The sequence below is a fragment of the Streptomyces sp. NBC_01317 genome (assembly GCF_035961655.1).
Lineage (GTDB): Bacteria > Actinomycetota > Actinomycetes > Streptomycetales > Streptomycetaceae > Streptomyces.
In genome coordinates, this window is the sequence record NZ_CP108393.1 from 1,101,109 (window position 1) to 1,127,574 (window position 26,466).

The window sequence follows — 26,466 nt, forward strand, 5'->3', positions numbered from 1 at the left end:
GACGCGGGCGGCGGCCCGTCCGGATGACCGGGCCGCCGCTCCGGCCGTGGCCCGTGGTGGGGCGTCAGGCGGCGGCAGGCAACACCGACGTATCGGTGGCCACCGCGCGCAGGCGGGACAGCACGGCCTTGTCAGCCTTGTCGTAGCACGTGAAGTCGTTGTGCAGGACGGACTCGGCGTTCGCCATCTCCAGGAACGCCACGAGTTCGAAGACGAGCTGGGGGATGTCGGCGTCCTCCGCGAGCTCGCCCACCCGCTGGGCTTCCCGCGCGACCTGCTCCATGTAGGAGAGCCAGTTGGTGCGGGCGGCGGCGACCGTGTCGTGCACCTTTCCCTCGCGGGCGTCGTACTCGGCGGTGACCGAGTAGAAGAAGCAGCCGCCGGGGAAGACGCGTTCACGGGAGTACGTGAGCCACCCCGTGCACAGCCGCCACAGCCGGCCGATGCCCGGAGGCAGATCGCGAGCGGGCTGGACCACGTGCTCCAGATACACCGTGATCGCCGCGCGGATCGTGGCGAGCTGGAGATCCTCCTTGGACCCGAACAGCGCGAACACACCACTCTTGCTCAGGTTCAGCTCACTCGCGAGTTGCCCCATGGACAGCGCCGCGAGGCCCTCCACCGACGCGATCTCCACCGCACGGCCGAGGATCAGTTGACGGGTCTGGTTGCCGCGCGCGACCCGGCCGTCGGATTGTGTCCCTGCTACACCCATGTGCACCTACTCTCCGGAAGCCCGGCTTTCTCGACTCCACTGAGGTGGCAGAAATATAGCAAATGAGCGGACGGTCGTGCCCTAATCGGCCAGGGAAGCGGAACCGCCCAGTCCTTCACGGTCGTGCGCATCCCTCCCCCCGGCAGGACCGGGGCCCTCGGCGACGAAGTCCAGCACGGTGCGCACGACCTCCGCGTCGCCGAGGATACGACGGTGCCCGAGACCGTTCGTGACGACCAGCCGCGCCTGCTCACCGAAGGCCGCCGCGAGGCGACGGCCCTGTGTCACCTTGATCCGGGTGTCGTCCTCGTCGTGGATCACCAGCAGCGGTGCGCGCAGGCTCCCGGTGATGTCCGTGATCGAGTAGGGCACCTCTTCGAGAGGCATGTCGGGGAAGAGGTTCGTACGGATCTCGTCGTGCAGCCGCGCCTTGAGCCGGTCGCGCAGCTTGAGCTCGGCACAGAACTCCTCCACCAGGTAGTCGAAGTCGCAGACCCCGCTGATGGTGACGATCTTCTGCGCCTTCACCCCGTGCTTCAGCCCGTAGGACGACCCCAGCACCCCCATGGAATGGGCGATCAGACACTCGAACGTGCCGTACTGGTCGTGCAGCGCGGAAACGATGTCCCGGTAGTCCAGGATGGTGGTGCTGCGACCGCCCGCGCCACCGTGACCCGGCGCGTCGAAGGCGACGACACTGCGGCCGCTGTCGAGCAGCCCCGGAATGAAAGCGGACAACCGGGAGGCCCGTGACTGCCAGCCGTGCACCAGCAGCACGGGACGGCTGCCGTCACCCCAGCGGTAGGTCACCGCGCGCTTGCCGTCCCCCACGTCCACGTGGGAGACCTCGGCCTTCTCGAACAGCTCACGCTCGGAGGACCGCAGCTCGCTCCGCACGAGCGGCATGTGGAACAGGGCGAAAGTCCCCTTGCCCGCCAGACGCCCCGAGATCAGGGCGGCGGCGTTGAGGACGGCGCTCGCGACTGCCTCAACTGGTTTCATCTCTCGGGCTCCTCGGTAAGGCATCGGGATCCGCTATATTAGCACGATCGACCGTGCACTTTTGTGACGATTCCTATCGACGAGGAGATTCCATGCCGGCCACCATCTGGTTCGCCCCGTGGAAGTCCGGCCCTGCGGAGCACACCGGCGAGCCGGGCGGTGCGGCCGTCGTGAGCGTCACGGACTTCGCGCCGCACCGTCCGTGGACCTCGGTCGGCATCAACATCGCCGGCGCCGCCCTGCGGCACACCTGGGGCGACGTCGAGGGCGCGGTCGGCCTCTGGCTGTGGAGCGTCCCCGGCCTGTTGCGCTCCCGGTCGGGATCGGTCTCCGTATGGCGCGACGAGCGGCACCTGAGGGACTTCGTGGCACGACACGACCACGTACGGATCATGAACACCTACCGGAACCGCGGCGACCTGCGCTCGGCGACCTGGCAGACGGAGCACTTCGACAAGGACGCGACCCAGGAGACGGCGCGCTCCCTCATCGAGGAGTGGCGCGCACAGCCGGTCCGATAAGGGGGCTCCCGGGCGGGAATGCGCAGCGACCCCTGATCCGGGCGGTTGGCCGCACCCGCATGAGGTGCTGCCGGCGGAGCTGCGGGCCGTGGGTCCGCTGGACATGGACGACGCCGCGACCGACGTCTCGCACGTCCGGGCGCTCCGAGGGGGCTCACGCCGGACCTTCGCCCGGAAGGGCACCGCGCACGGCTCCCGGCCGGGGAAGACCCGCTGGGTTGCACTGCTCCGACTCGCCTGCCTGATGGGCCCGCAGAGGGTTCGGAGCCGGAGCTGGTTGACCGTCTGAGGTCTGCTGCGCACGTGTCAGCCGCCACCACGAGGCCAGGTCGCGTCAGTTCCCTCGCTGCTCGTGATTGGCCTTCCGGACCTGGCCGGGCAGGATGAAGGGGTCGACCAGCCAGCCCACTCCCAGGAGACCGACCGTGCACAGGTAGAGCACTCCGCGGCCGGTCCTTCCCAGGTAGAAGTAGTGCGCGCCGAACAGGCCCAGCAAGAGCCACCAGAGGTAGGCGATCCCGAGCGATGCCCGGCGGTGGCGTATCGGCGTGTCCGCAGGTGCCACTGCGGGCGTCTGCGCCCGCACCTCCGTCACCGCCCGAGGTGCGGCCAAGACGGTGGTGGCTGTGAATCGCGGCGGTTCGGCCTGCTCACCGCGTCGAGCCGGAAGCCGCTCCGCCCCTTCCACTCCCTGCACCTGTCGTGGCGTCGGCATCCGCACCTCAGGTGCCGCCCACGGCTGCGTCCGAGGCTGCGCCGGTGCCGCTACCGGCGCGGGCTCCGGGAGTACCGTTTCGTTCAGGCCGATGTGGCGGTGGAGCCGCTTGAGCCGGGCCGGGGCCCACCAGTTGGCGCGGCCCAGCAGCGTCATGACGGCGGGGACGAGGACGCAACGTACGACGGTGGCGTCGATGGCCACAGCCGTCGCCAGGCCGAACCCCAGTTGCTGGACCGAGCCCATGCGGCCGGTGATGAAACAGCCGAAGACGATGACCATCAGAAGCCCGGCAGAGGTGATGATCCGGCCCGAGTGCTGGAGGCCGCGCCGTACCGCGACGTCGGTGTCGAGGCCCTCGGCCACGTACTCCTTGATGCGGCCGAGCAGGAACACCTCGTAGTCCATCGAGAGGCCGAACGCGAAGGCGAGGACGCACACGACGGTGAAGGGACTGAAACCGTCGACGGTCAGCAGGCCGAGCGGATCGGCGAGGAAGCCGTGTTGGAAGACCAGGCTCATCAGGCCGAACGCCGCCCCGAGGGACAGGGTGTTCATGGCGACGGCGGTGAGGGGTACGACGACGGAGCCGGTCATCGCGAAGAGCAGGACGACCATGGCCAAGAGCGTGACCGCGATCGCCGGCGGAAGCCGGTCCTCGATCTGCTGGAGTACGTCGTCGAGGCCGGCCGCGTCGCCGGTGACCCACGACCGGCCACCGTCGGGGCGGTCGGCGCGGATCGTGTGGACCAGGCCCCGGGCCGTGGCGCCCTCGGGGTCGCCCGTGCTGTCGATGCCGACGGTCGCCAGCCCCGGGCCGGCCTTCTGCGCCGGGTAGACGCGGCTGACACCGGGCGTGTCCGTCCAGCGTCGCGCCCACGCGTCCAGGGCGGCGGCATCGGTCTTGGCGACGACCGTGACGGTCGGAACCGTCGGGAGGTCGAACCGCTCGGCGAGCTGATCGGAGACCCGTACGGACTCCAGAGTCCTGGGGAGCGCTCCGGTGTCGTTGAGGTGCATCGACATCGAGAGCGCGGGAAGGCTTGCGGCGCCCAGGGCCGCGGCCGTGACCAGCATGGTGGTCAGCGGACGGCGCTGCACGCGGCGAGCGAGCCCCGCGAAGACGCCTGTCTCGGCGGAGGCCGCACGCTTGTCCGGCCCCGGCGCTTCAGCCACCGCCGACGGCATACGGCGCCCAGCCCCACCACGCCGCGTCCGCACCTTCGCCGGCTTGATCCGGTTACGCGCGAAGCCGACCAGCGCCGCCGTCAGCGTCAGCGCCACCAGCATCGACGCCAGCGCGATCGCGACACCGGCCGCACCGAGCGCGGCCAACTCGGGGATGTCGAACATGAGAAGCCCGGTCAATGCCGCGGCCACCGTCAGGGCACTGAAGGCGATGGTGCGCCCCGCCGTCGCCCACGCGCGGCTCAACGCCGCTTCCGGCGGGAAACCGGCCCCCAGCTCCTCGCGGTAGCGGGCGACGAGCAGCAGCCCGTAGTCGATGGACAGGCCCATCCCGAGGAGCGTCACCACTGTTACCGCGTCCGAAGTGATCGACGTGAACCGGGTGATGAGCAGCAGAATCGTCATCGAGGACGCGATCGACACGACCGCCCCGAGCACCGGCAGTCCCGCCGCGATCACACCGCCGAAGATGAAGACCAGCACCACCAGCGTGACCGGCAGCGACAGCGACTCCGCACCGTTCAGGTCCTTGGACGCCTGCTCGGTGAACTGCTTCTCCATCACCGGTTCGCCACCGACGGTGACCCGGGCGCTGTCCTGGCCGCTGTCCACGAGGGTCGCGGCGAAACCGTGCAGGGTGTCGGTGAGCGCGTCGACCGCGGTGGCCTCCGCGTCGTCGTCCAGCTTGGACAAGGTGATCTGGACGAGCAGACCTGCCCCGTCCTTGGCCGTCAGCATCGTCCTCTCGGCCACGGGCAGCCCCGTGTCGTACGGGGTGACCACCGCGGCCACCCCGTCCACCCGCTTCAGCGCGACCGCGAGCGACCGTACGTCCTGCCGTACCGCCGGCGCCGCCGTATCGGCGCCGGCGACGACACCGATGACGACGCCGCCCTGATCGCTGCTCTTGTCGAGTACGGCGCCGGCCTGGACCGCCTCCATGGACGACGATCCACCGCCACCCGCGATTGCGCTGAACACGGGACCCGCACTCAGGACGCCCACGGCGACCGCAGCCGCCCAGATCAGCAGTACCTGCCAACGGTGCCGGAAGCACCAGTGCCCCATACGGGCGATACGACCTTCAGCCATGATGTTTTGACCGTCTCTCACTTGTTCGCGGCGCGACCGGCGGTCTGCTGATCTTGAGCCGGACAGTGCTGTAGATCTTGCTCCGGGCCGGGCCGACGGACCATGGGAGCACCAGCAGAAGGCGGGGTGGGGATATCCCCCCAGCCGCCTCCCCGGCCGGCCCCAGCGGGTGACCGAACTACGCGGCAGGAGCCTTCCCGGAGCAACCCGACTTCTGTGACCAGTTGAGGCGACGGCCGGACAGACGACGGACCTACGAAAGAACGGAGGACGCGATGTCGGTCGGTCTCGCGGGGTTCCGTGGCGTGGTGCTGAGTGGCGTACGTGGGTTCCCGGCCCGGTTTTCTCGTGGCCGTGAGGTCGTCCGCCGAGAACCCCGCGAAAGGGCGGGCGGCGGCTCTCGGGGCGCGGAGCGGTCTGTGCGTGCACATGCTGTCCGCCGCGCTGGGCCGTGCGTAATCGCCGCCCGCTCCCCCTGGTCCACGACGCGATCAAGTTCTGCGGGGCCGCCTGTCTCGTCTGTCCCGGCGTCCGGGCGATCCTCGCCGCCCGGCGCTCCGCCCGGCTCCGGAGAACAGCCGAGACGGCACGCAAGAGCGCGGCAGATCTTCTTCCTCGGCATCCTCGACGTGCTGATCGGGATCGTCCACTGGTTCGCCCTGATCCTCGCCGCCACACAGTTGCGCGCCCTGCCGGCCCGTCCGACCGTACGCCACCGCTGGGAGCTGACCACCGGATGGCTGTGCGTCGCCGTCGGCGTCGCGGTGGCCGCGTTCGCCTGGCCGGACGGGGTCAGGATGCGTTCGCCCCGGGTCCGATCGCTACTTCCGGTCGGCGGCGCAGAGTTCCTGGTCCATCAGGGTGCGTTGTGCATGTTCGGTCGAGAGGTCGGCCGCGCCGTCGCCGGTTGTCTCCAGTACGACGACGCGTCGGCCGTCGGCACTGATGCCGTCGCGGGTGGTGTAGCCGGGGAGGTCGCCTCCGTGACCGTAGTAGGCGCCGCCGCAGGACAACGAGATCCTCATCAGGCCCAGTCCGTAGCTCGCGTCAGGCCCCAGGACGTCCAGGTCAGGGGCCCGTACGGTCTTCTTCATCTCGGCCAGCTCCGCAGGGCGCAGCACCTTGCCTCCCAGGAGCGCGCTGTAGAACCTGGTCAGATCGGCGGTCGTGCTGATCATGTTTCCGGCGGCGTCGGCCGCGGAGGGGTTGAGGCTGGTGACGTCGATGGTGGGGCCGGTTTTGTAGAAGTTAGAGTAGCCGTGCAAGTGGGCGCCGGGGATGCGGGGGTCGGTCGTCGGGACGACGGTGTGGCTCAGGTGGAGGGGCTGGAGGATGCGCCGGGTTACTTCTTGCTGCCAGGTGTGTCCGGTGGCCTTCTCGATGATCATGCCCGCGAGAACGTAGTTGGTGTTGGAGTACTCCCAGCCGGCGCCTGGTGCGAAGTCCGGCTTGTGGCGCATCGCTATCGCGACGAGTTGCCCGGGTGTCCAGGTGGTGTGGCGGTCGGCCTGGTATCCGTCCACGCTGCTGACCTCGGGGAAGTCGCCCAGGTAGTCGAAGAGTCCGCTGGTGTGCTGCAGCAGCTGTCGTACGGTGATTTTCGTGCCGTCGTTACCGTTTCCGGAGACCACTGCGGGCAGCCAGTGGTCGACGGTGTCGTCCAGCGACAGGCGCCCCTCGCCGACGAGTTGCAGTATCACGGTGGCGACGTAGGTCTTGGTGGCGCTGCCGATCCGGAAACGGTCGTTGGGATTCACGGCGGTTCCGGTGGCTTTGTTGGCTGTGCCGGCGGTGGCGTAGCGGGTTCCGTGCGGCCCCGTCGACTGGGCCAGCACTCCGACCGACCCGGTCCGCAGGATCGTGTTCACGTTGTCCTGCAGTGTGTTGTGACTCGTCTTCGAGGCGACCACGATTCGGTTCGAGGCGTCCGCACGTGCCTGCTGCGTGGTACCGGCGGCCTGCGTCGCAAGCCCTACGCCGGTCAGTGAGGCCACCAGTGTCGCGGCGGCGATGCGGGAGATGGTCCTGGTGCTGCGCATCATGGGGAGCGAATTCCTTAAGCGGTGGGGGTATTCGGGTTCTGGAACCGCTGTTGCGGGGTGCTGATCACATTAGGAGCAAGTGATCGCGGCCCACCATGAGGTCTACGGGTCGGTCCTGGGTGGTGCTACCCCCCGGACGCGTGTGCGGCGGTCCCCACAACCGAGCTCGGACACGTCCGCATCACCCAGGTGCCGGGGATGCTGCTGATGGGTGTCACGGCCGGTGTGCTGCCGCTGCTTGCCTACGCCTACGGCAAGGGAGACCGGCGGCGCCTCTCGGCGGCGTTGCGCGGCTCCTTCCTCACGGTCGGCGGCGTCGCTCCGGTCTTCGCGGTGGGCCTGTTCGTCTTTCGCGAGCAGGTGTTCTCCGCGTTCTCCGCAGACCCGTCGGCTCTCGCCGTCGGCACCAAAATCCTCGCCGCCCAACTCCTGGGCATGATCGCGACCGGGTTCGCGAACCTGTTCACCTCGCTGTTCCAAGCGGCAGGCCGGGCGGTGGCCGCCACCGTGACGTCGGCGGCCCGGGGAATCGCCTTCGTCCCGATCGCGATCCTCAGCAACCAATGGTGGGGACTGGACGGGCTCATCTCGGCACTGCCGGCCTCCGAAGGGCTGGTGCTTCTCGTCGGCGTCGCCCTATGGCTCGCCTCCCGGCATGCCTGACACGGTGTACGAGACGGAGTCGTCCCCAACGTGCCGCTAGGGCGTGTCCGCAAAGTGGGGTCGTTCGCCCGAAGGGCGGGGCTCGCGGCGTCTGGTGCGTGCGATCGCAAGGCGGAGGACCGAGCGTGTACTGGATGTACTCGCTCGGTCCGACAACGCCGCGAGCGCGCGTGCCAGACGCCGCGAGCCAGACGCCACTTTGCGGACACGCCCTAGTGGAGGGGATGCGCGAGACGCCAGGGTCTTCGAGTTCGCGGGGTGCCCTGCCGCACGGCGGCATCCGGTGCCGTGACCCGGTCCCTGGTGGTGCGGAGCATGCGCGCGGCGGTGTCCGCCGTGTTGTGCCTGCTGCCGGCCGTCTGAGCACGTCCTGGCCACGGGGTATGACACCGGCGATGTGGGCGCAGGCCGCAGCGGTCGTGCCGGCCGGGCGAGAGCATCCCAGGTAGTCGGCGCTCACGGCGTCGCCGCTCGGCACACCGAAGCCGAAGATCACGGATGATCACCGGAGCCGACCCCGTCCGGGCGACCAGGGCAGCACTGCTCACGTCAGCCGGCCTCGGCGTCGCCGGCATATCGTTCGAGCCAGTCGACGATGCGCCGGTTGACGTCGAGGCGGTGCGAGGGCGGGCCGTCGAACGTGAACAGATGCGAACCGCCCGGGTAGAGCACCAGCCGGGTCGGCACGCCCTGCTCGCGCAGCGCGGTGTGCCACTGCTGGGCTTGGCCCACCGGGCAGCGAAGGTCCGCCGCGCCATGGACGATCAGCGTCGGCGTGCGTACCTGATCGACCCGTGTCAGCGGCGACATCGCGGCATAGCGGGCCGGGTCGGCCCACGCCGGCGCGTCGAGTTCGTAGGCGCTGATGAAGTGCCCCTCGTCCGACGTGCCGACCATGCTGGCCAGGTCGCTGACCAGTCCGCCGGCGACTGCCGCGGCGAAGCGGGTGTCGCGGCCGGTCAGGTAGCAGGTCATGAACCCGCCGTAGCTGTAGCCGGTCACGGCGAGTCGCTTCGGGTCGGCAATGCCCTCGGCCACGAGCGCGTCAAGCGGTTCGAGGAAGTCTTTCTCGTCGGCCAGCCCCCAGGCGCCGATCGTCGCGTTGTAGAACCGCTCGCCGTAGCCGTCGCTGCCGCGGGGGTTGAGCAGCAGGACCGACCAACCGCGGGCGACGAGATCCTGGTGGTAGAGGTGGACGTCGTCGGCGGCGGCGTTCCAGGCGTTGTGCGGGCCGCCGTGGATGTCCAGCAGCAGCGGCTGCCGCCCGCCCGAGGCGTCCGGCCTGCGCATCAGCCAGCCCTGGACCACGGCGCCGTCGGAGATCGTGAACTCCCGCTCCACCCGCCGATACATCCTCGAACCGGCCTGACGCGCGCCGTGGGAAGAACGGACCGCCTCGGCCGTCGAACGGATGTCAACGGTGACGATCTCGCCGAAGGAACCCGGACTGTTCACCACGAGCGCCGCCCTCGACCCGCGCGCTGACAGGCCCGACACGTTGCGGCCCTCCCCGCCCAGGATCAGTCGGGGCTTGCCGCCGCCGACGCCCACGGCATACAGGTGGGAGCAGCCGCGATCCCGGACACAGAACAGCACCGTGCGCCCGGCGTCGGTCAAAACCGGCAGCGCCCCCGGGTAGGCCGGGGCGCCCGGCATGACGTTACGGTCCAGCGGCGCGGCCAGGTCGATCACTTCGTCGATGTCGTCGGCAGGTTCACCTGCGCGGAGTGGGACGCGCAGCAGCCCGGCATGACCTACCGGCGCGCCGCGATGGCCGACGACCAGCAGCGCCTTGCCATCCGCCGTCCAGATGAGCGGGCCGGCCACCGAGTCGGCCGGCCCGACCGCGACCGGCGTGGCGTTCGCCACGCCCAGGTCCAGTACGTGGGCGGGGGTGCGCAGCGTCACGTCGCGGTCCGGGGCCATGCCGGCGGCGAAGGCCAGCCTTGTCCCGTCCGGTGACCAGGCCGGCTCGCCCGCGTTCCAGTCCCCATCGGTCACCTGACGGCATTGTCGCGTACCGAGATCGAGCACGTGGACGTGTCGGCGGATCGAGCGCACCAGGCCGGTGCCGTCGGATTGGTAGTCCAACCGGTCGGCGACCACCGGAGCTGTGCCTTGTCCGGCCGCTGTTGCATCGTCCTCACCTGTTCCGGCGGCCTGGACCGGGTGGGTCGTTCCGACGGGGCCGGTGATGTCGACGGGGGCGGTGAAGGCGAGTTGTGTGCCGGTCGGACTCCACTGCGGCGCGCCGGCCCCGAGTGGGAGCTTCGTGAGCTGCTCGGGTTCGCCGCCGTCGGTGGGCAGCAGCCACAACTGCCCCGGGTCGTCGGCTTGTGCGCGTACGAAAACCAACCGGGTTCCGTCCGGGGACCACTGGGGCGAGGTGTCGTCGGGGCCGCGGGTGAGTTGCCGCGCCGCACCGTCGACCGCCCCGACGAGCCAGAGCCGGCGAATCGTCCGGTCGTTGTCGACGTCGGCCGACCGCACCACGTAGGCGGTCTGCGTGCCGTCCGGCGACAGCGCCGGCTGTTCGGGAACCTCGATGCCGGTGAGATCGGCGATGCCGAGCTGCCCCCGGCTTACGCCTGCGGCCACGGCCCGCTCCTCCTCGTCCAAGGTGCCGTCATGGGTGGTGTCCTTCAGTAGGGGTGCGGTCAGGACGGGCCTGGGAGGGAGACGTCCTCGCGGTCGCTCCTGCCAGGTCGGCGGCGAAATGGCAGGCCGCCCGGTTGCTGTGCCGGCTGGTGGGTTCGACGGTGCGGCAGATGTCGCGGTCGGGACGGGTGAGCGGCCCGATCGGGCACCGTGGGTGGTAGCGGCAGCCTGCGGGCGGGTGGTGCGGGTCGGCCGGTTCGGCCTGGGCGGCCTCGACCACTGCGGGGTCCTGGTGGTCACCGGGCAGTGGGCCGAGCACCGACAGGCCGGTGTGGCCGGGGTCGGGCAGCGCGGCCAACAGGTCGCGGGTGTAGGGGTGCTGGGGCTCGTTCAGGACGTCGGCGGTCGGGCCGTGCTCGACTATCCGGCCCAGGTACATGACGGCGATGCTCGTCGCGACATAGCGCACCACAGCCAGGTTGTGCGAGATGAACAGCATCGAGGTCCCCGTCTCGCGCTGCAGGTCGCGTACGAGGTTGAGCACGGCGCCCTGCACCGAGACGTCGAGCGCGGAGGTGATCTCGTCGGCGATCACGACCTCGGGGGCAGCGCCCAGCGCGCGAGCCAGGGCCACTCGCTGACGCTGCCCCCCGGACAGTTGTGCGGGATAGTCGTGGGCGCGAGCGGCTTCCAACCCGACCATGTCAAGTAGTCGGGCTGTCTCGCGGCACCGGTCCACCGGCTGGCCGCCGGGTCGGCGCCGGGGGACGGTCTCGGCGATGGTCGCCCCGACGGTCATGCGCGGGTCGAGCGACGAGTAGGGATCCTGGAAGATCATCTGCACGGGCCGACGGCCGCCGCCGCGGTGGTGCACCGGTCGGCCGTCGAGCAGTATCCGGCCGCTGTGCAACGGGGTCAGGCCGACCGCGCCTCTGGCCAGGGTGGACTTGCCCGAGCCGGACTCCCCGACCAGGCCGACGACCTGGCTGTCCGGGATGGTCAGGCTCACCCGGTCCACCGCGGTCACCCCACGCCGGGCCTGGCCGTAGCGGATGGTGACGTCCTCGAAGCGGAGTTCGCTCATGCCCGGTCTCCTGCCGTGTTGGCGGCGCGCCGACGGTCGGGTCGCTCGTCGCCGTTCCCGCTCGGGATCGGTTCCCCGGCGTGCCAGCAGGCCACCCGCCGGCCCGCCTCGTCGGTATCCAGGGGCGGGTCGGCCTCGGTGCAGTGTGCGTCGGCCAGCGGGCAGCGCGGCGCGAACGCGCACCCCTGCGGCACATCGGTCGGTAGTACGGGGCGGCCGGGAATCACCATGAGCGGCCGGTTCAGGTCGGTGTGCATGTCCGGAACGGCCGCGACAAGGGCACGCGTATAGGGGTGGCGGGCGGCGGTGGTCAGTTCGGCGGCGGGCAGGTCCTCCACGATCCGGCCGGCGTACATGACCATGATTCGGTCGCACAGCTGGCTGACGACAGTGATGTCGTGGCTGATGAACACGATGGCGGTGTCCTGCGCTGCGCGTACGGATTGCAGCAACTCCAGTACCTGGCGTTGCACCGTGACGTCGAGTGCGGTCGTCGGTTCGTCGGCGACGATCAGAGCCGGCCGACCGGTCAACCCCATGCCGATCATCGCGCGCTGGCGCATGCCGCCGGAGAACTCGTGGGGGTATTGCCGCGCGCGTCGTTCGGCGGCGGGCACCCGCACCGCCCGCAACATGTCCACAGCTCGGGCACTCGCTTGGCGTCTGGTCATGCCGTGGTGGTGGCGGGCGGCCTCGGCCAACTGCGGCCCGATCCGCTGGGTCGGGTTGAAGGAACTCGTCGGGTCCTGGAACACCATGCCCAGGGAGGTGCCCAGCAGGTGGCGGTGCGCGCGGACCGTGCCGGTGAGCAGGTCTGCACCCAGGAACCGCAGCCGTTCAGCGTCGACCCGGCCGGGTTCTTCGATGAGCCGGGTGACGGCAAGTGCGGTCAGAGACTTGCCGGAGCCTGATTCCCCGACCACTCCGACAGCCTCCCCGCGGTGCACGGTGAAGCTCACCCCCCGGACCGGGCGTACCGGCCCCTGACTGCCGCCGAAGGTCACCGACAGGTCGTGGACGTCGAGCACGACGTCGGGAGTGACCGGTACCGGCTGTGTCGCCGGGTGGGGCCGCCCGGGCTTCTGTCGGACCGACGGAATGCGGCTGATCGTCGTGTTCAGCCCCATCCCCTTGGCCACTGCCTCGCCGAACAGGTTGAACGCGAGCCCGGCGACGATGACCGCGATGCCGGGGGCCAGCGCCGCGACGGGTTGTGAGTAGATGCCGGTGAGCCCGTCGTTGAGCAGCTTGCCCCAGTCGTAGTGCGGGTCCTGCACGCCGAGGCCGAGGAACGACAGGCTGGCGAAGGACAGCAGCGCGCTGCCGGCCCCGATGGTCGCGTTCACGATCAACGGTTCGGCGATGTTGGGCAGGACGTGCCGATACAACACGCGTAGCCGGCCCACACCGGCCACGCGGGCGGCGGCCACGAAGTCCTGTTCGCTGACGCCGGCCACCAGCGTCTGGACCAGCCGGGCGAACCACGGTGCCCCGGCGAAGCCGATCGCCAGGACCGCCCCTTTCATGCCGACGCCGAAGATCACGGCGAAGAACAGCGCCAGCAGCAGCGCCGGGAACGCGACGGCAAGGTTCACCACGGCTGCGAACAGGCCCGCCGTGCGGCGCCCGGCCAGGCTCGGTGCCGCGCCGAGGGCCAGGCCGACCAGGACCGCTATCGCCGTCGCCAGGACGGCCAGCTCGACGGAGAGCCGGGTGGCGACCAGCACCCGGAAGAACAGGTCGCGCCCCAGGTTGTCGGTGCCCACCCAGTGTGCGGAGGACGGGCCTTGCAGGATGTTGTTGGTGTCGATCGCGTTCGCCCGGTGCGACCACACGATCGGGGCGATGATCGCGAGAACGAGCACTGCGGCCAACAACAGGCCCGCACCGGCGGCGACGGGCGTGCGCAGCACGGTCAGCCAGCGCGAGGAGGCATCGCTGCGCGGGCGGCGGAGCCGGCCGGCGGGGGCACTGATCGTGGGGGTCGCAGCCATCGGTCAGCTCTCCCGGATTGTCGAGCGCGGGTCGAGCAGCGCCAGCGCCACATCGACGGCCAGGTTCACGGCGAGGACGCCGATGCCGTACGCAAGCACGATCGCTTGTACGACCGGGTAGTCCTTGGCCAGGATGGAGTGAACGATCTCGCTGCCCAGCCCGGGCCAGGCGAAGACGTTCTCGACCAGCACCGTGCCGGCGACGAGGGCGCCGAGCAGCAGTCCGGCCAGGGTGAGCACGGCGGTGAGCGCGTTCGGGAGGGCGTGTCGGAGGTAGATGGTGAACGCGGGCAGACGCTTGGCCCGCGCCGTGCGTACGAAGTCGGCCTGCAGCACCCGGACCATCTCCACCCGGAGGATCCGCGACAGGATCGCCGCGGGACCGATCGCGAGCGAGAGCACCGGCAAGATGAACGAGTCGACGCCGGACTTGCCGGCGACGGGCAGCCAGCCCAGCCGGACACCGAAAACGTAGACGAGCAGGACGCCGAGCAGGAAATCCGGGATGGCTCCCAGCACGACGCTGGTCGAGGTGAACGCCAGCTCGGTGCGGCGAGAACGGACGCCGCGAGTCAGTACGCCTATCACCACTCCGAGCGGCACAGCCACTGCGACAGCGACCAGAAAAGCCAGCACCGCAAGCTCCAGCGTGGCCGGTATCCGCGTATTGATCACCTCGGAGACGGGCATCTGCAAGGTGATCGACGTGCCGAGGTCGCCGGTGAACACACCGCGCAGGTAGTGCGTGTACTGCAGCCACAACGAATCGTTCAAACCCAGCGCCTGGCGCCGCGCACTCACGAGGGCGGCCGGGGCTGTCGGGCCGAGCGCCGCCCGCACCGGATCGCCCGGGATCAGATGAATGATCAGGAACGACGCGGTGATCAGCAGCCACAGCGAGGCGACCAGCCGGCCGGCGCGGCGCGCCGCGAACCTGACCCACGGGTTGTTTATGACGCCCGAGACCGCTCGCGGTGATACCGCGGTGACGTTGACTGCCACGTGTTCCTCTCCGACTCCTCGGTCTTCGCTGTCCGGCGGGCGGTGCGCGCTTGCGGTGTCAGCGGGCGAGCATGCGGATACTGGTGGGGATCAGCGACAGGCTCTGGCCGAACCTGGCCCCGCTGCCGAAGGTTTTGACGATCTGGTTGGCGAAGGGGATGACATCGGCGGCGCTGACCACGTTCGCCTCCGCCTTGAGCCAGTTGGCGCAGCCCGCGGTACCGGAGACAGCCGACGCCTTCGTGACGGCCGAGCTGTAGGCGGCGTTGGTGATGCCGGCGAAGTTGTTGCCGTTCGGTGGAGTGGGGCCGGAGAGGAAAGGCACGAGCTGATCAGGGCTGCTGACCCCCACCGGCTCCCAGGCGATGTCCCAGTCGCCGGTGCTGAACAGGGTGGTGCCGATCGCGGTCGAGTCCTGCGGTTTCGCGGTGACCTTCACCCCGAGCCGCTTCCACACGGAGACCGCGAGTTCGGCGGCGGCCGACCCGGCGGAGCCCGCTGCGGTGTCGTAGACGAAGGTGAGTGACAGGCTTTTTCCGTCCTTCGACCGGACGCCGCCGGAACCCTTCGTCCATCCGGCTTGATCCAGCAACTGCCCGGCCTTGGCAAGGTCATGGGCCGGGAGTGCGTCCCGGACCGAGTGCCCGGGACAGGCGACCGGCGGGCTCGCCGCGAGCGTCGTCGCCGGTGCGCCGGTTCCCGCGGTGAGGACCTTCTGGAGTTGGGCCAGATCCAGCGCCTGGGTCAACGCGAGCCGGACCGACCGGTCGGCGGCTTCGTGGCCCTTGGACTGGTTGAACCACATTTCGCCGATGAGGTTCGTCCGGTCGCTGGAGAACAGATGGGCCGCGCTCAGTCGTTGGGCGTCCGCGCCGTAGATCGTCGCCGCGTTCAGCCCTCCGGACAGCAGCAGGTTCGCGGCGGTGGTCACGTTCGGGATGATCTTGAAGACGACCTTGGCCGGTAGCCCCCGGGTCGCGGTGCCGGCGCCGCCGGGACCCCAGGTGTAGCCGCTGCGTTTGGTGTAGGCGTACTGATCGCCGGGCGAGGCTTGGCTGAGCTGGTACGGCCCTGTGCCCTCGGTTCGGTGAGCGAGCGTGGCGCGGTCTTTCATGCCCGCCGCGCAGACCATCGGGAGGTTGGCCAGTCCGTTGAGCAGGAACGGCGAAGCGGTGGGCGTGGTCAAGGTGACCGTTGCCGCGCCGGCGTCGGCCGTGGCGTGCGAACCGGTGGGCAAGTAGAGCCCGAGGAACGGGCTCTTGGACTTCGGGTCGGCGACGTAGTTGATGTTCGACGCGGCGTCGGCGGCGGTGAAGGCGGAGCCGTCGGAGCAGGTGATCGCCTTGTGCAGGGTCAGCACTGCCTGGTTCCCGGTCACTTTCCAGCTGCGCGCGAGGCCGGAGACGATCGTACCGGTGGTGGTCTCGTTGACCAGAGGGTCGTAGGCGAACGGGCTGATCTCAGTCACGTTGCCGGTGAGTGATCCCTGCGGGTCGAGGTTGCCGGGATCGGCTGCCAACGCCGCGGTGAATGTTGCGCCGTCGACCGGCTTCGCGCTTGAGGAGGAACGGTTCTTGGTGCTGCTGCTGCATCCCGTCAGGACGAGTGCGCCGATACACACGCCGGCGACCGCTGCAATCAGTTTCATGCCGCTCTCCCGTTCGTTGATTGCGTGAGGTGGAGGCGTGTCGCCGCCAGTTGCTGGTGGTACGTGTCGATGCTGCGCAGCTTGATCGATTCGTAGCCGCGGATGCCGTCGGGCAGGTTCGCGAGCTGGACGACGAGGTCAGCGTTGCCCGGTCCAAGATGGGTCAGGGCCGCCTCGATGACGTCGCGGTACTCGGTGACGAGTCCGCGCTCGACCCGTCTGACCTCGGTGTGGCCGAAGGGGTCCAGCCACTTTCCGCGCAGCCGGCGCAAGGTGACGAGGGCGCGGAAAGCGGGGGTGAACCAGGCGCCGAGGCTGAGCTTGTGACGCAGACCGAGCGCCCGCAGCAGCGGCGGGTGCAGCCGGTAGGCGACGGCGATGTCCGGGCCGAACTGGGCCGCGAGTGCCTCACGGACATCCGGCGCGAGACTGAGCCGGGCGATCTCGTATTCGTCCTTGTAGGCCATCAGCTTGTGCAGATGTCGGGCGACTGCCTCGGCGACAAGGGTGGATCCCGGTGTGTGCTCGGCCTCGGCTCGTCGGACCCGCTCGACGAACTCCGCGTAGGTCCGGGCGTAGCCGGGGCTCTGGTACGCGACCAGATCCGGAACTCGGACAGTGATCAGCCGCGACAGCTCGCTTGCCGGCGGCGCGGCGACGAGCCGCACCAGCGTTTGTGCCGAGGGCGTGAGCGGCGGCGCGGCGAGGGTGTCGGTGGGGAGCAGTCCGGCTGCGACCCCGAAGGCGCGGGGGTCGCTGATGAGCTGGCGCCCGCGCCGGAACGCCTGGATGTTTGTCTCGACCTGGGCGTCGTTGAGTTCGATGGCCTGCTCGATCGCCTCGGCCGGGATCGGGAGGAGCCCGGACTGGTAGGCCGCGCCCACCAGCAGCAGATTGGCGAACTGGTCGTGCCCGAACAGGGCAACGGAGACGGCACGGGCGTCGAAGAAGACGTTCCTCGTGGCGTCGGTGCGCGCGCTGATGAGGTCGGTGAGCCCGGGGACCTCGGGGAAGGTCGCGGTGACGTCGGCGACCATCGTGCCGGTCGGAACCTTCGCGGTGGCCACGACGGCGACGGTCCGGTCGGGGTCGGTCGCACTCAGATGCGCGGGGTCTGCGGCGACGAGCAGGTCGGCGCCCAGATAAAGGTCGACCTCGCCGACGGCGGCCTTGTTCGCACCTTGCGGCTCGGCGCGGCTGACCTTGATGTCGGACACGACCGCGCCGCCTTTCTGGGCCAGCCCGGTCTGGTCGAGTGACTGGACGTGCAGGCCGGCTGCCGTGGCTGCGGCGCTCAGGATCTGGGAGGCGGTGACCACGCCGGAGCCTCCGATGCCCAGAATCCGGGTGGTGTGCTGCCCCTTCGCGGGCAGTGGTGATCCCGGCGGGGCCGGCAGCGACGCCTGATCCACCCCGGACTCCGCCCGGGTATCTCGCCGGGCGGACGGCGTGGTGGTCGTAGTGGTGGCGCGTCGGGCCGATCGGGCCGGGCGTGGGGTGATGGTCATGAACGACGGACAGTCGCCCTTGAGACAGGAGAAGTCCTTGTTGCAGGAGGACTGGTCGATCCGGGTCTTGCGGCCGAACTGGGTGTCCACCGGCTGGACCGACAGGCAGTTGGACTGGACCCCACAGTCGCCGCAGCCCTCGCAGATCCGTTCGTTGATCAAGACCCGTTGCGCCGGGTCCGGGGCGAGGCCCCGCTTGCGTTTGCGGCGGAGCTCGGTCGCGCACTCCTGGTCGTGGATGAGCATGGTGACGCCGCCGATCGCGGCAAGCGTCTCCTGCGCCTGCACCAGCCGGTCGCGGTGCCACACCTCGACGCCGCGCGGCAGCGCCCGGCGCTGCCGGCTCAGGCGACGGTAGGAACGGGGGTTGTCGGTGGTGATGATGATCTTCTTGACGCCCTCGGCGGTCATGGAGTGCGCGATCTCGGCGACGCTCATCTGTCCTTGGGCTTGCTGACCGCCGGTCATGGCGACGGCGGAGTTGTACAGCAGCTTGTAGGTGATGTGCGCGCCGGCGGCGACGGCGGCGCGTACGGCGAGGCTGCCGGAGTGGTGGAAGGTGCCGTCGCCGATGTTCTGCAGCAGGTGGGTGCGGTCGAGGAACGGTGCCATGCCCAGCCATTGGGCGCCTTCGCCGCCCATCTGGGTCAGGCCGGTAATCTCCCCGACGAGGCCGGGGTCCATGAGCAGTGCCAGCCCGTGGCAGCCGATGCCGGCGCCGACCAGGGACCCGGCCGGCGTCTTGGTGGAGCTGTTGTGCGGGCATCCTGAGCAGAAATAGGGGGTACGGACGGCCAACGGCAGCAAGGTCCGGGGCGTGCGCGGACGGTTGCCGTCGCGCCACGCGGCGACGCTGGGCGCGTCGAGGTGGGCGAGGATGCGGTCGGCGAGCGCGGCAGCGATCGACTCGGGGCCGAGTTCGCCGTGGGCCGGCAGCAGCGCACTGCCGTCGGGCGCCTGTTTACCGGTTACCCGCGGGGGGTCGGGCTGGTTGTAGAGCAGCTCTTTGACCGCGGTCTCAAGGAAGGGCCGCTTCTCCTCAACGACAATGATCTCGGTCAGCCCGGAGGCGAACCGCGCGACGATGTCGGGTTCGAGCGGCCAGATCATGCCCAGGTGCAGAAGGCGGATACCGCGCCGGGAAAGCTCGTCGGCGTCCAGGCCGAGCATGCGCAGGCTTTGGCGGAGGTCGGCGTAGGACTTGCCGGCCGCGATGATCCCGATCCGGGCGTCGCCGGTAGCACCGGTGACGGTGTTGAGGGCATTGAGCCGGGCGTAGCGGCAGGCGAGTTCGAGGCGGGGCCCGTTGCGGCTGCGTTCGAGTTCCAGCAGGGCGGGTCCGGCCAGTTTCGCGGTGACGGTGTGGGTGAAGGGCACGCCGTCGATCTCGAAACCCGGGGCTGTGCGGGTCAGCCGGTCCGGGTCGACCTGAACGGCGCCGGCGCCGTCGGCGACGTTGGTGACAATCTTCAACGCCGCCCACAGGCCGCTGGCGCGGGACAGCGCGACGGCGTGCAGGCCGAAGTCGAGGACCTCCTGCGGGCCGGTCGGGTACAGGGTGGGGATGCCCAGGTCTGCGAGCAGCATCTCGGACGCCCCGGGCACGGTCGAGGACTTGGCGGTCGGGTCGTCGCCGACGAGGGCCACCGCGCCGCCGGCGCGGTGGGTGCCGCACAGGTTGGCGTGCCGCAGCGCATCGGCGGCACGGTCCGCGCCGGGTGACTTGCCGTACCAGAACCCGGTCACGCCCTCGACTCGCTTGTCGCCGCGGGTCGAGGCGAGCTGGGTGCCCTCGACGGCGGTCGCGGCCAGCTCTTCGTTGACAGCCGGGCGGAAGACGATGTCGTGCTCGTCGAGCAGTCCGGCGTGTTTGCCGAGTTCGAGGTCGTAGCCGCCGAGCGGGGAACCCTCGTAGCCGGAGATGTAGAGCGCGCCGCGGTGATCCGCGCGCGTGTCGGCGCGGCGTACGTCCAGCGCCAGCCGAGTCAGGGCCTGCACACCGCTGAGGTGGACGGTGCCCGATTCGGCGAGGTACCGGTCCGCGAGGGAGCGCTGGTCGGCTGAGCCGCTACGCGTTGACCGGGAAGGGCGGCGGGGCTGCGCGGCGGGCGCCGCCGCGGGGGAAGGTGGCTCGTGACCGGTCATGACGGCGGGCCTGCCGCGCGTCGGGCAGCCTGGTCGCCGACCCGCAGGTAGTCGGTTCCGTCGGCCAGCCGGTAGTACACGACCGGCAGCCATCCCGGTCGGCCCGGGACCCGGGTGAGGTACGACTCCGGGGCGAACGGGACGAGGGGGGCCTCGAGCCGGTCGGTGCCCAGTGACGTGGCCAGGACACCGCTCGGCCGTGCGATCAGAACCAGCTCGCCGCCACGATCGTGTACGTCAAAGCTCATCAGCGCGCGATCGTAGGTGCCGACGATGTCGGCAGATCCTTGAGGTATCGGCTGCGTCGGCGGTTGCAGCGGCGCCGGCATGGTGACACCCGCGTGTTCGGCGAGCAGTTCGCCGAATAGGTCCTCGTAGAGCTGGTGGGAGTCGTTGCCGTTGGTGAGGAGCGCGACAGCCACCGGCACCGCGCCGGGCACGACGCACAGGTACGCGGTCTGGCCCAGCGTCTGCCCGTCGTGGCCGAACACCGGTCGGCCCCAGTCGTTCAACATCCAGCCCAGGCCCACGTGCGATCCGGTCGTCCAGGGTTCGAGCAGCGATGCCTGGGGCTCTCGCATAGCCCGTGCGGCCTCGGCCGACAAGACGCGTGCCCCGGACGGGCCGACGCCGTCGGCGAGGTGCATGCGGGCGAAGGTGATCAGGTCTGTCGCACGTGCGTGGATCAGGCCGGCTGGTCCGATCGCACGCGGCAGCCCCCACTGGTCGGTGACCTCGGCGCCGAAGTGCCCGACCGCGCTGCCCCACAGCAATGCCTGCTCAGGGAGGGTTCCTGCCCTGCTGAGGCCGAGCGGGTCGAGCAGGCGTTCGCGGAGCACCGCGTCCCAGGTGTCGCCGCGCAGGACTTCCACCAGGCGCCCCAGCACCACGAATCCGGAGTTGCTGTAGCTCTGGGTCTCGCCCAGGGGGTGGCTTGCGGGCAGGTCGGCCATCTGGGTGACGTAGCGGGCGACAGCATCGTCGCCGCGGCCGGTGTCGGCGAAGAAGTCTCCAGCGATGCCGCTGGTGTGGTTGAGCAGATGACGGGTGGTCACCCCCGTGGTGATCTGCTCGTCGCGTACACGAAAGTCGGGCAGGTAGGTGCTGACCGGAGCGTCGAGGTCCAGGCGGCCTTCGTCGACGAGTTGCATGGCCAGGGTGGCGGTCCAGACTTTGGTGATGCTGCCGATCTGGAACACACTGTCGCTGGTGACAGGTGCGCCGGTGCGCAGGTTCAGCACGCCGGTCGCGGTCAGCGTCGTGTCTTCGCCGACGGCAAGGGCGAGGCTGGCTCCGACGACGTGGTGGCGGTCGGTCAGGACGGTAAGGCGCTTGTGCAGCGCGGCGGCATCCATCATGACGCCGGGACGAAGATGCCGACCTGGTCGACGACGATGCGGGCCACGGCCTCGTCCGGGCCCAGCTCGGCGGTGATATCGATGCCCGGCAGGGTCGGACAGCGGAAGGAGGTGCCGCCGCTGGGGGTCAGGACCAGATCTCCGAGGATGCTGGAGGTGGCGGCAAGCTCGTCGCCGCGGCGATGGATGACCAGTGTGGTGGGGCCCATCTCGTACGTGCCCGCCATCGCCTCCAGCAGTGTCACCGCTACCGGCCCGGGGCGGCGGACGAAGACGGCCGGGGCGACCGCCGGTTCGAGCGTGGCGGCCAGGCCGGTGATCTCGCCGTTCGTGTCCTGGGTGAAGACCAGCGGGCAGAGGCTCTCGTCCGCGACGAACTCCAGGTCCCACGCGTCGTGGCCTCGATGGATGAGCCGGATCCGATCTGCGGGCACGTCATGGAAGTCGGGAACGAGCCGGTCGCCCTCGACGCGCACAGTCAGCTCACCGTAGGCCGGGTGGAGGTAGGTGCCGGCGAACTCGGCAAGGGCACGGGTGACGGGCGCGCCGGACGCGCGCGCCTCGCGATGGGCGCGGGCATCGTCGTGACCGGCGCTGAGCGCGGTCTGAAGCTGATGGATTCGTTCGCCCCAGCCCACGTCGGTGTCGCCGTGGAGCTGATCGATGATCGCGTACATCAGCGGCAGCCGGAGGTAACTGCTGTCCATATTGGTCAGGACAGCGATGCCGATCCCGGACCCGGGAACGAGACAGACATCGGAGGAAAAGCCGACGATGTTGCCGCCGTGATGGACGATCCGGCGACCGCGGTAGCTCTCCACCTGACAGCCCAGGCCATATCCGACGGAGGTGATCTCGTCGAACATCTCGATACTGATGCCGCCGAGCATGGCCGGTCGATGCAATTGGTCCACGGCCGCGGCGGTCAGCACATCGGGGCGCTGGCCCAGGCGGGCCAGGAGCCACTGGGCCAGGTCGGCGACGGTGGACACCAGACCGCCCGCCGGGCCGGCCTTCTCCGCGGTCGCCTGCGCGGGTAGCGCCTGTCGGACGAAGCCTTCTTCGGCGGCCTTGTAGGGGTGGGCGAGCTGCCTGATGCCCGGATCCTGCACCGAGAAGACCGTGCTGCTCATCTCCAACGGTGCCAACAAGCGAGCGGTGACTGTGTCCCGCCACGAGGTGCCGGTCACAGCTTCGACGAGATGCCCAGCGGCTATGTAGCCCAGGTTGTTGTAGTCCCATTCGGTCCGCAACGGCCGCGACAACGGCAAATGCCGTAGCCGGCGAGTGATCTCCTCCAGCGACATCGGATTGTCGCCGAACCAGACCAGGTCGTGGCGGGGCAGACCGGTACGGTGGCTCAGCAGGTCCCGCGGCGTGACCAGTTCCGTAGCGTGCCGATGGTGCATCTCGAACCAGGGCAGCACCTCGCGGACCGGGCCGTCGAGGTCGAGCAGCCCCTCGTCGGCGAGCAGGCAGACGGTGGCCGCGGTGAACGCCTTGGTGTCGGAGGCCAGCGGGAAGTGTGTGTCGGCGGTGACCGGTTCACCGGTGTCGAGGTCGGCGTGGCCGAATCCTTCGCACAACGTCACGGTGTTGTCCTGGACCACCGCGACGGCCACGCCCGGGACGGCGAATCGGTCCTGCTCGGCGACGATGAGCGCACGAATCGTGTCGATATCGCCCATCAGCGTGCCGTACCGGGGCGCCGGCAGCCGAGGTGGCAGCGGGTAACGTAGTCGGTCATGCGGACACGCTAGAGCCACCTTCACACCGCCGTCTTAGTGCCGAAGCGCAAACTCAGTACTGAAGTTTGGTGGCGAGGCACCACGCCAGGCCGTGCCGGTCGCGAGAGTGTGCCGGGAGGAAAGGAGGTGGCGTTGTGCCGTTGGTGCATGATCTTGTGACTCGCCTCGGCTCCGACCTGATCAGCGCGCCTGTTGCCCCCGCCGGTCTCGCCGTCGAGTTCACCTCAGTGGTGATCTACGACCCTCTGGAGGAGCCGGCCTTCCATGCCGGTGAACTCGTGCTCGCCGTCGGCGTGAGCCCGGCCTCCGCACTGGCCCTCAAGCTGACGGCGGCCCGGCCCACCGCGCTGCTCCTCCGTCATGACGGCCCGCTGGGACAGGCCCTGCTGGCCGAGGCGCTCAGCGCGGACGTGGCACTTCTCGTGGTGCCGAGCCGGTGCAGCTGGTCGAGCGTGCACGCCATCGCGACGTCGCTGCCCGCACAGGTCCCGACCGGCCGGAGCGGATCCATGACAGGACCGGCCTCCGGCTCCGTGACCGGCTCCGAGGTGATCAGCGACCTGTTCTCAGCGGCCGGTGCGCTCGCCGACGCTCTCGGCGCGCCGATCACCGTCGAGGACAATCAATCGCGGCTGCTCGCCTACTCCGCCCTGCAGGGTGAGGTGGACGTAGCCCGGGCCGCGACGATCCTCGGTCACCAGGTTCCGGACACGTTCCGCGACCACGTACGCCGACTCGGTGTCGGCAAGCGCATGCTGACCGAAACCGAGCCCTTCTTCTTGGCTTCGTCCCTTCCGGAGATCAACTCCCGCACCGTGGTCCCGCTGCGCGCGCACGACGAAGTACTCGGCTCGATCTGGGCCGTCACCGACACCCCCCTCGATGCCCGCCGCACCGCGACTCTGGCCGAGGCGGCCCGCTCCATCGCCGTCCGGTTGGCCCACCACCGGCTCGTCACCGATCTCCAACGTCAGCAGCAGGCCGCGACGATGACGCTGCTGCTGCGCGGGGATACAGCGGCGGTCGAGGCCGGGCGCCGGATCGGCATGCGCAGCGCCGCCTACCGGTTGGCCGCCGTCGCTGTCACCCGGCTCGACGGGTCCAGCAGCGAGGCGCTGCTGGACCGTTGCGCGAGCGCGCTCGTTCGGCAGCTCGCACTCACCCCCACCGTCAGCGCGACCGCGCGCATCCACGACGTGGTCTACGCGGTGATCCCAGGACCCGCGGATCCCGCCGAGAGCCTGCGGTCCATACGCAGCCTGCTGCTGGCGGCCCGAACGGCGGCGCGACCGGACCACCCGGAACAGATCGCGATCGGAATCAGCGCCCCGGTGTTCAGCCTGTCCGAACTGGCCGAGGCCCGGGAGGAGGCGGGCCGTGTTCTACAGGTCCTGGCCACTGCCCGCACCCGCGACGGTTGCGCCGAGGTCGGTGAGGTCGGGCTCGCGGTGAGCGTGCTCCGCCTGGTCGACCTTGAGTCCGGCCGACGCGCGGGCCGACGCAGCATCATCGACGACATCGATGACTACGACAGGGCTCATGCAGTGACCTACGGCCCCACCCTGCGGGTGTACCTGGCGTCCTTCGGTGACCCGAGCGTCGCTTCCAAGGCCCTCCACATCCACACGAACACACTGCGCTACCGACTACGCCGACTGCACGAAATCTTCGGTCTGGACCTCGCCGACGCCGACACCCGATTCGCGCTGATGGTGGACATCCGGCTCAAGACCCACCAGCCCACCGCCGCCGACGAGCCACCCCGCGCATCTGGCCGGGGCCACGTACAGGAGGGGCCGGGCCTACGCCGGCCCGCGGAGTGACCCGGATGGACGGAACCACCCGGACAGGCGGGTCAGCGCGCGCGGCGCAACCGCCGGCCCGGTCGGGCGGACAGCACCCGCCCGTCGGCCAACACCGGCTCACCGTTGACCAGGACGTGTCGCATCCCGGTCGCATACCGGCGCGGGGCGTCGTAGCGGGCAAGGTCACGCACCGTGGCCGGATCGAAGATGATCAGATCGGCAAATCCGCCCGGGACCAGGCGACCGCGATCGGCAAGCCGCAACGTGTCCGCCGGCAGCGAGGTCATCTTGCGGATCGCCTCGGCGAGCGAAAACAGGCCCAGATCGCGGCTGTAGTGGCCAAGGACCCTGGCGAAAGTGCCGTAGGCCCGCGGATGCGTCAGCTCGTCGGTCGCCGATCCTGGACCGACGGCTTCGGCATCCGAGCATATCGACACCCACGGCTGGACCAGCCCGAGCTGGACGTTGCGCTCGGACATCACGAAGTAGCACACCTGCTGAGCCGGATCCACGCGCACGATATCCAGCAGCGCGGCGGCCGCCCCGGCGGCCCCGCGGGCTGCGGCCACCTCGGCCAGCGTCTGCCCGGCCGCCGGCGTGCCGTCAGCCAGATCACGCAGGAAGACGATGCCGCACCCCCGCTCAGCCCCGACGAACAGATTCTCGAAGTCACCGGAGTCCGCCTCCAACTCCGTGATGATCCGGTCTCTGACGGCCGGATCGGCCAGCCGGGCCAGCAGTGCCGCCGACCCGCCCGCGTGATAGCGCGGCGGGATCGCCGCCGCCAGGTCGGTGCAGGCGGCGACGTAGGGATACATGTCGGCGCTGACCTGGAGGCCGCCGGCCCGAGCCGCGTCGATCCGCTCGATCGCCAGGGCCATCTTGTGGTGATTGTGCGTACCGCCGGCCTTCAGGTGGTAGGCCTCCACCCGACACCGGGCCGCCGTACCGATCTCGATCAACTCATCCAGGCTTTCGAGGAAGCGGTCGCCTTCGGAGCGCAGGTGAGAGATGTAGAGGCCGTCGTGCCGCCCTACCACCGCGGCCAGTCGGGTCAGCTCCGCCGTGGTCGCGTAATTCTCCGGCGCGTAGATCAGCGACGTCGCGATACCGAGCGCGCCATCGGCCATCTCGTCCTCGACGAGCTTGCTCAACATGCTCAACTCGTCCTCCGTCAGCGGCCGATCGTCGCCCCCCGCGGCCAGCACCCGCAGATTCTGCCCGCCGATGAACGAGGCGACGTTCACGCTCGTGCCCTGGGCCTCGACATGGTCCAGGCCGTCGCCCAGTCGGGGGAACGTCAGCCGCGCACCGGACCGCATGGGCACCATGTCGAGGAGTTCCGAACCTGCCGGACCCAACGACACTCCCTCGCCGAAGACCTCGGTCGTCACCCCCTGCACCAGATCCGACCGGCAGCTCCCGTCGAGCTGAATCGCCTCCCACGCGTGGCTGAGCACGTTGATCAACCCGGGCGCGACGACGAGCCCGGTCGCGTCGATCTCCGGACAGCCGGTGACAGGAATGTCGCCGACCACCACGATCCGGTCCCCGGCTATTCCGACGTCGGCCAGTCGCGGCACCCCGCCGAGCCCGTCGTGGACCACCCCGTGACGGATCACCCGCGACAGGCTCATC

Annotated in this window: 16 protein-coding genes; 3 read left to right on the top strand and 13 right to left on the bottom strand. The window is 69.9% G+C overall.

The genetic code is table 11. The features are described 5' to 3' along the window. Nucleotides 1-64 precede the first annotated feature (64 nt). Nucleotides 65-715, bottom strand: coding sequence for a TetR/AcrR family transcriptional regulator (locus tag OG349_RS04695; RefSeq protein ID WP_327233378.1), 651 nt, complete (start codon nt 713-715; stop codon nt 65-67). An 81-nt stretch (nt 716-796) separates the two neighbouring features. Further along, a complete protein-coding gene (locus OG349_RS04700) occupies nt 797-1,717 on the bottom strand; it encodes an alpha/beta hydrolase (protein ID WP_327233379.1) in 921 nt (306 codons plus the stop codon). A gap of 92 nt (nt 1,718-1,809) precedes the next feature. Between OG349_RS04700 and OG349_RS04705 the strand changes: the two genes are divergently transcribed. Beyond that, the gene (locus OG349_RS04705; RefSeq protein ID WP_327233380.1) at nt 1,810-2,238 is read left to right on the top strand and encodes a hypothetical protein; all 429 of its coding nucleotides are present in this window, start codon (nt 1,810-1,812) and stop codon (nt 2,236-2,238) included. Between the two features lie 334 nt (nt 2,239-2,572). On the opposite strand, the gene OG349_RS04710 is transcribed toward OG349_RS04705, so the two are convergent. Beyond that, nucleotides 2,573-5,233: an MMPL family transporter gene (locus tag OG349_RS04710; RefSeq protein ID WP_327233381.1), complete on the bottom strand. Its 2,661-nt coding sequence runs from the start codon at nt 5,231-5,233 to the stop codon at nt 2,573-2,575. An 821-nt stretch (nt 5,234-6,054) separates the two neighbouring features. After that, a complete protein-coding gene (locus tag OG349_RS04715) occupies nt 6,055-7,275 on the bottom strand; it encodes a serine hydrolase domain-containing protein (RefSeq protein WP_327233382.1) in 1,221 nt (406 codons plus the stop codon). A gap of 189 nt (nt 7,276-7,464) precedes the next feature. Between OG349_RS04715 and OG349_RS04720 the strand changes: the two genes are divergently transcribed. Continuing rightward, nucleotides 7,465-7,938, top strand: a complete 474-nt coding sequence (locus tag OG349_RS04720) for an MATE family efflux transporter (protein ID WP_327233383.1) — start codon at nt 7,465-7,467, stop codon at nt 7,936-7,938. A gap of 549 nt (nt 7,939-8,487) precedes the next feature. On the opposite strand, the gene OG349_RS04725 is transcribed toward OG349_RS04720, so the two are convergent. The 8 genes from OG349_RS04725 to OG349_RS04760 are packed head-to-tail and all read right to left on the bottom strand — an operon-like array spanning nt 8,488 to nt 22,963. Continuing rightward, nucleotides 8,488-10,557, bottom strand: a complete 2,070-nt coding sequence (locus OG349_RS04725) for a S9 family peptidase (protein WP_327233384.1) — start codon at nt 10,555-10,557, stop codon at nt 8,488-8,490. Between the two features lie 7 nt (nt 10,558-10,564). Continuing rightward, nucleotides 10,565-11,620: an ABC transporter ATP-binding protein gene (locus OG349_RS04730; protein ID WP_327233385.1), complete on the bottom strand. Its 1,056-nt coding sequence runs from the start codon at nt 11,618-11,620 to the stop codon at nt 10,565-10,567. Beyond that, nucleotides 11,617-13,614 carry a dipeptide/oligopeptide/nickel ABC transporter permease/ATP-binding protein gene (locus OG349_RS04735; protein WP_327233386.1) on the bottom strand — a complete coding sequence of 666 codons (1,998 nt, stop codon included), beginning with the start codon at nt 13,612-13,614 and terminating at the stop codon, nt 11,617-11,619. The genes OG349_RS04730 and OG349_RS04735 overlap by 4 nt, the downstream gene beginning before the upstream one ends. Nucleotides 13,615-13,617: 3 nt before the next feature. Continuing rightward, a complete protein-coding gene (locus OG349_RS04740) occupies nt 13,618-14,616 on the bottom strand; it encodes an ABC transporter permease (protein ID WP_327233387.1) in 999 nt (332 codons plus the stop codon). A 58-nt stretch (nt 14,617-14,674) separates the two neighbouring features. Continuing rightward, complete coding sequence (locus OG349_RS04745; protein WP_327233388.1) at nt 14,675-16,264, bottom strand: ABC transporter substrate-binding protein; 1,590 nt, start codon at nt 16,262-16,264, stop codon at nt 14,675-14,677. After that, nucleotides 16,261-20,010, bottom strand: a complete 3,750-nt coding sequence (locus OG349_RS04750; RefSeq protein ID WP_327233389.1) for an indolepyruvate ferredoxin oxidoreductase family protein — start codon at nt 20,008-20,010, stop codon at nt 16,261-16,263. Before OG349_RS04750 ends, OG349_RS04745 begins: the two co-directional genes overlap by 4 nt. Continuing rightward, nucleotides 19,914-21,275 (bottom strand): serine hydrolase domain-containing protein, encoded by a 1,362-nt coding sequence (locus OG349_RS04755; RefSeq protein WP_327233390.1) that lies wholly within the window; start codon nt 21,273-21,275, stop codon nt 19,914-19,916. The genes OG349_RS04750 and OG349_RS04755 overlap by 97 nt, the downstream gene beginning before the upstream one ends. After that, the gene (locus OG349_RS04760; RefSeq protein ID WP_327233391.1) at nt 21,272-22,963 is read right to left on the bottom strand and encodes a serine hydrolase; all 1,692 of its coding nucleotides are present in this window, start codon (nt 22,961-22,963) and stop codon (nt 21,272-21,274) included. The genes OG349_RS04755 and OG349_RS04760 overlap by 4 nt, the downstream gene beginning before the upstream one ends. 194 nt (nt 22,964-23,157) lie before the next feature. Here OG349_RS04760 and OG349_RS04765 point away from each other — a divergent pair, with 194 nt between their 5' ends. After that, complete coding sequence (locus tag OG349_RS04765; protein WP_327233392.1) at nt 23,158-24,846, top strand: PucR family transcriptional regulator; 1,689 nt, start codon at nt 23,158-23,160, stop codon at nt 24,844-24,846. Between the two features lie 32 nt (nt 24,847-24,878). Here OG349_RS04765 and OG349_RS04770 read toward each other — a convergent pair whose 3' ends face one another. Further along, nucleotides 24,879-26,465 (bottom strand): N-acyl-D-amino-acid deacylase family protein, encoded by a 1,587-nt coding sequence (locus OG349_RS04770; protein WP_327233393.1) that lies wholly within the window; start codon nt 26,463-26,465, stop codon nt 24,879-24,881. Nucleotide 26,466 lies beyond the last annotated feature (1 nt).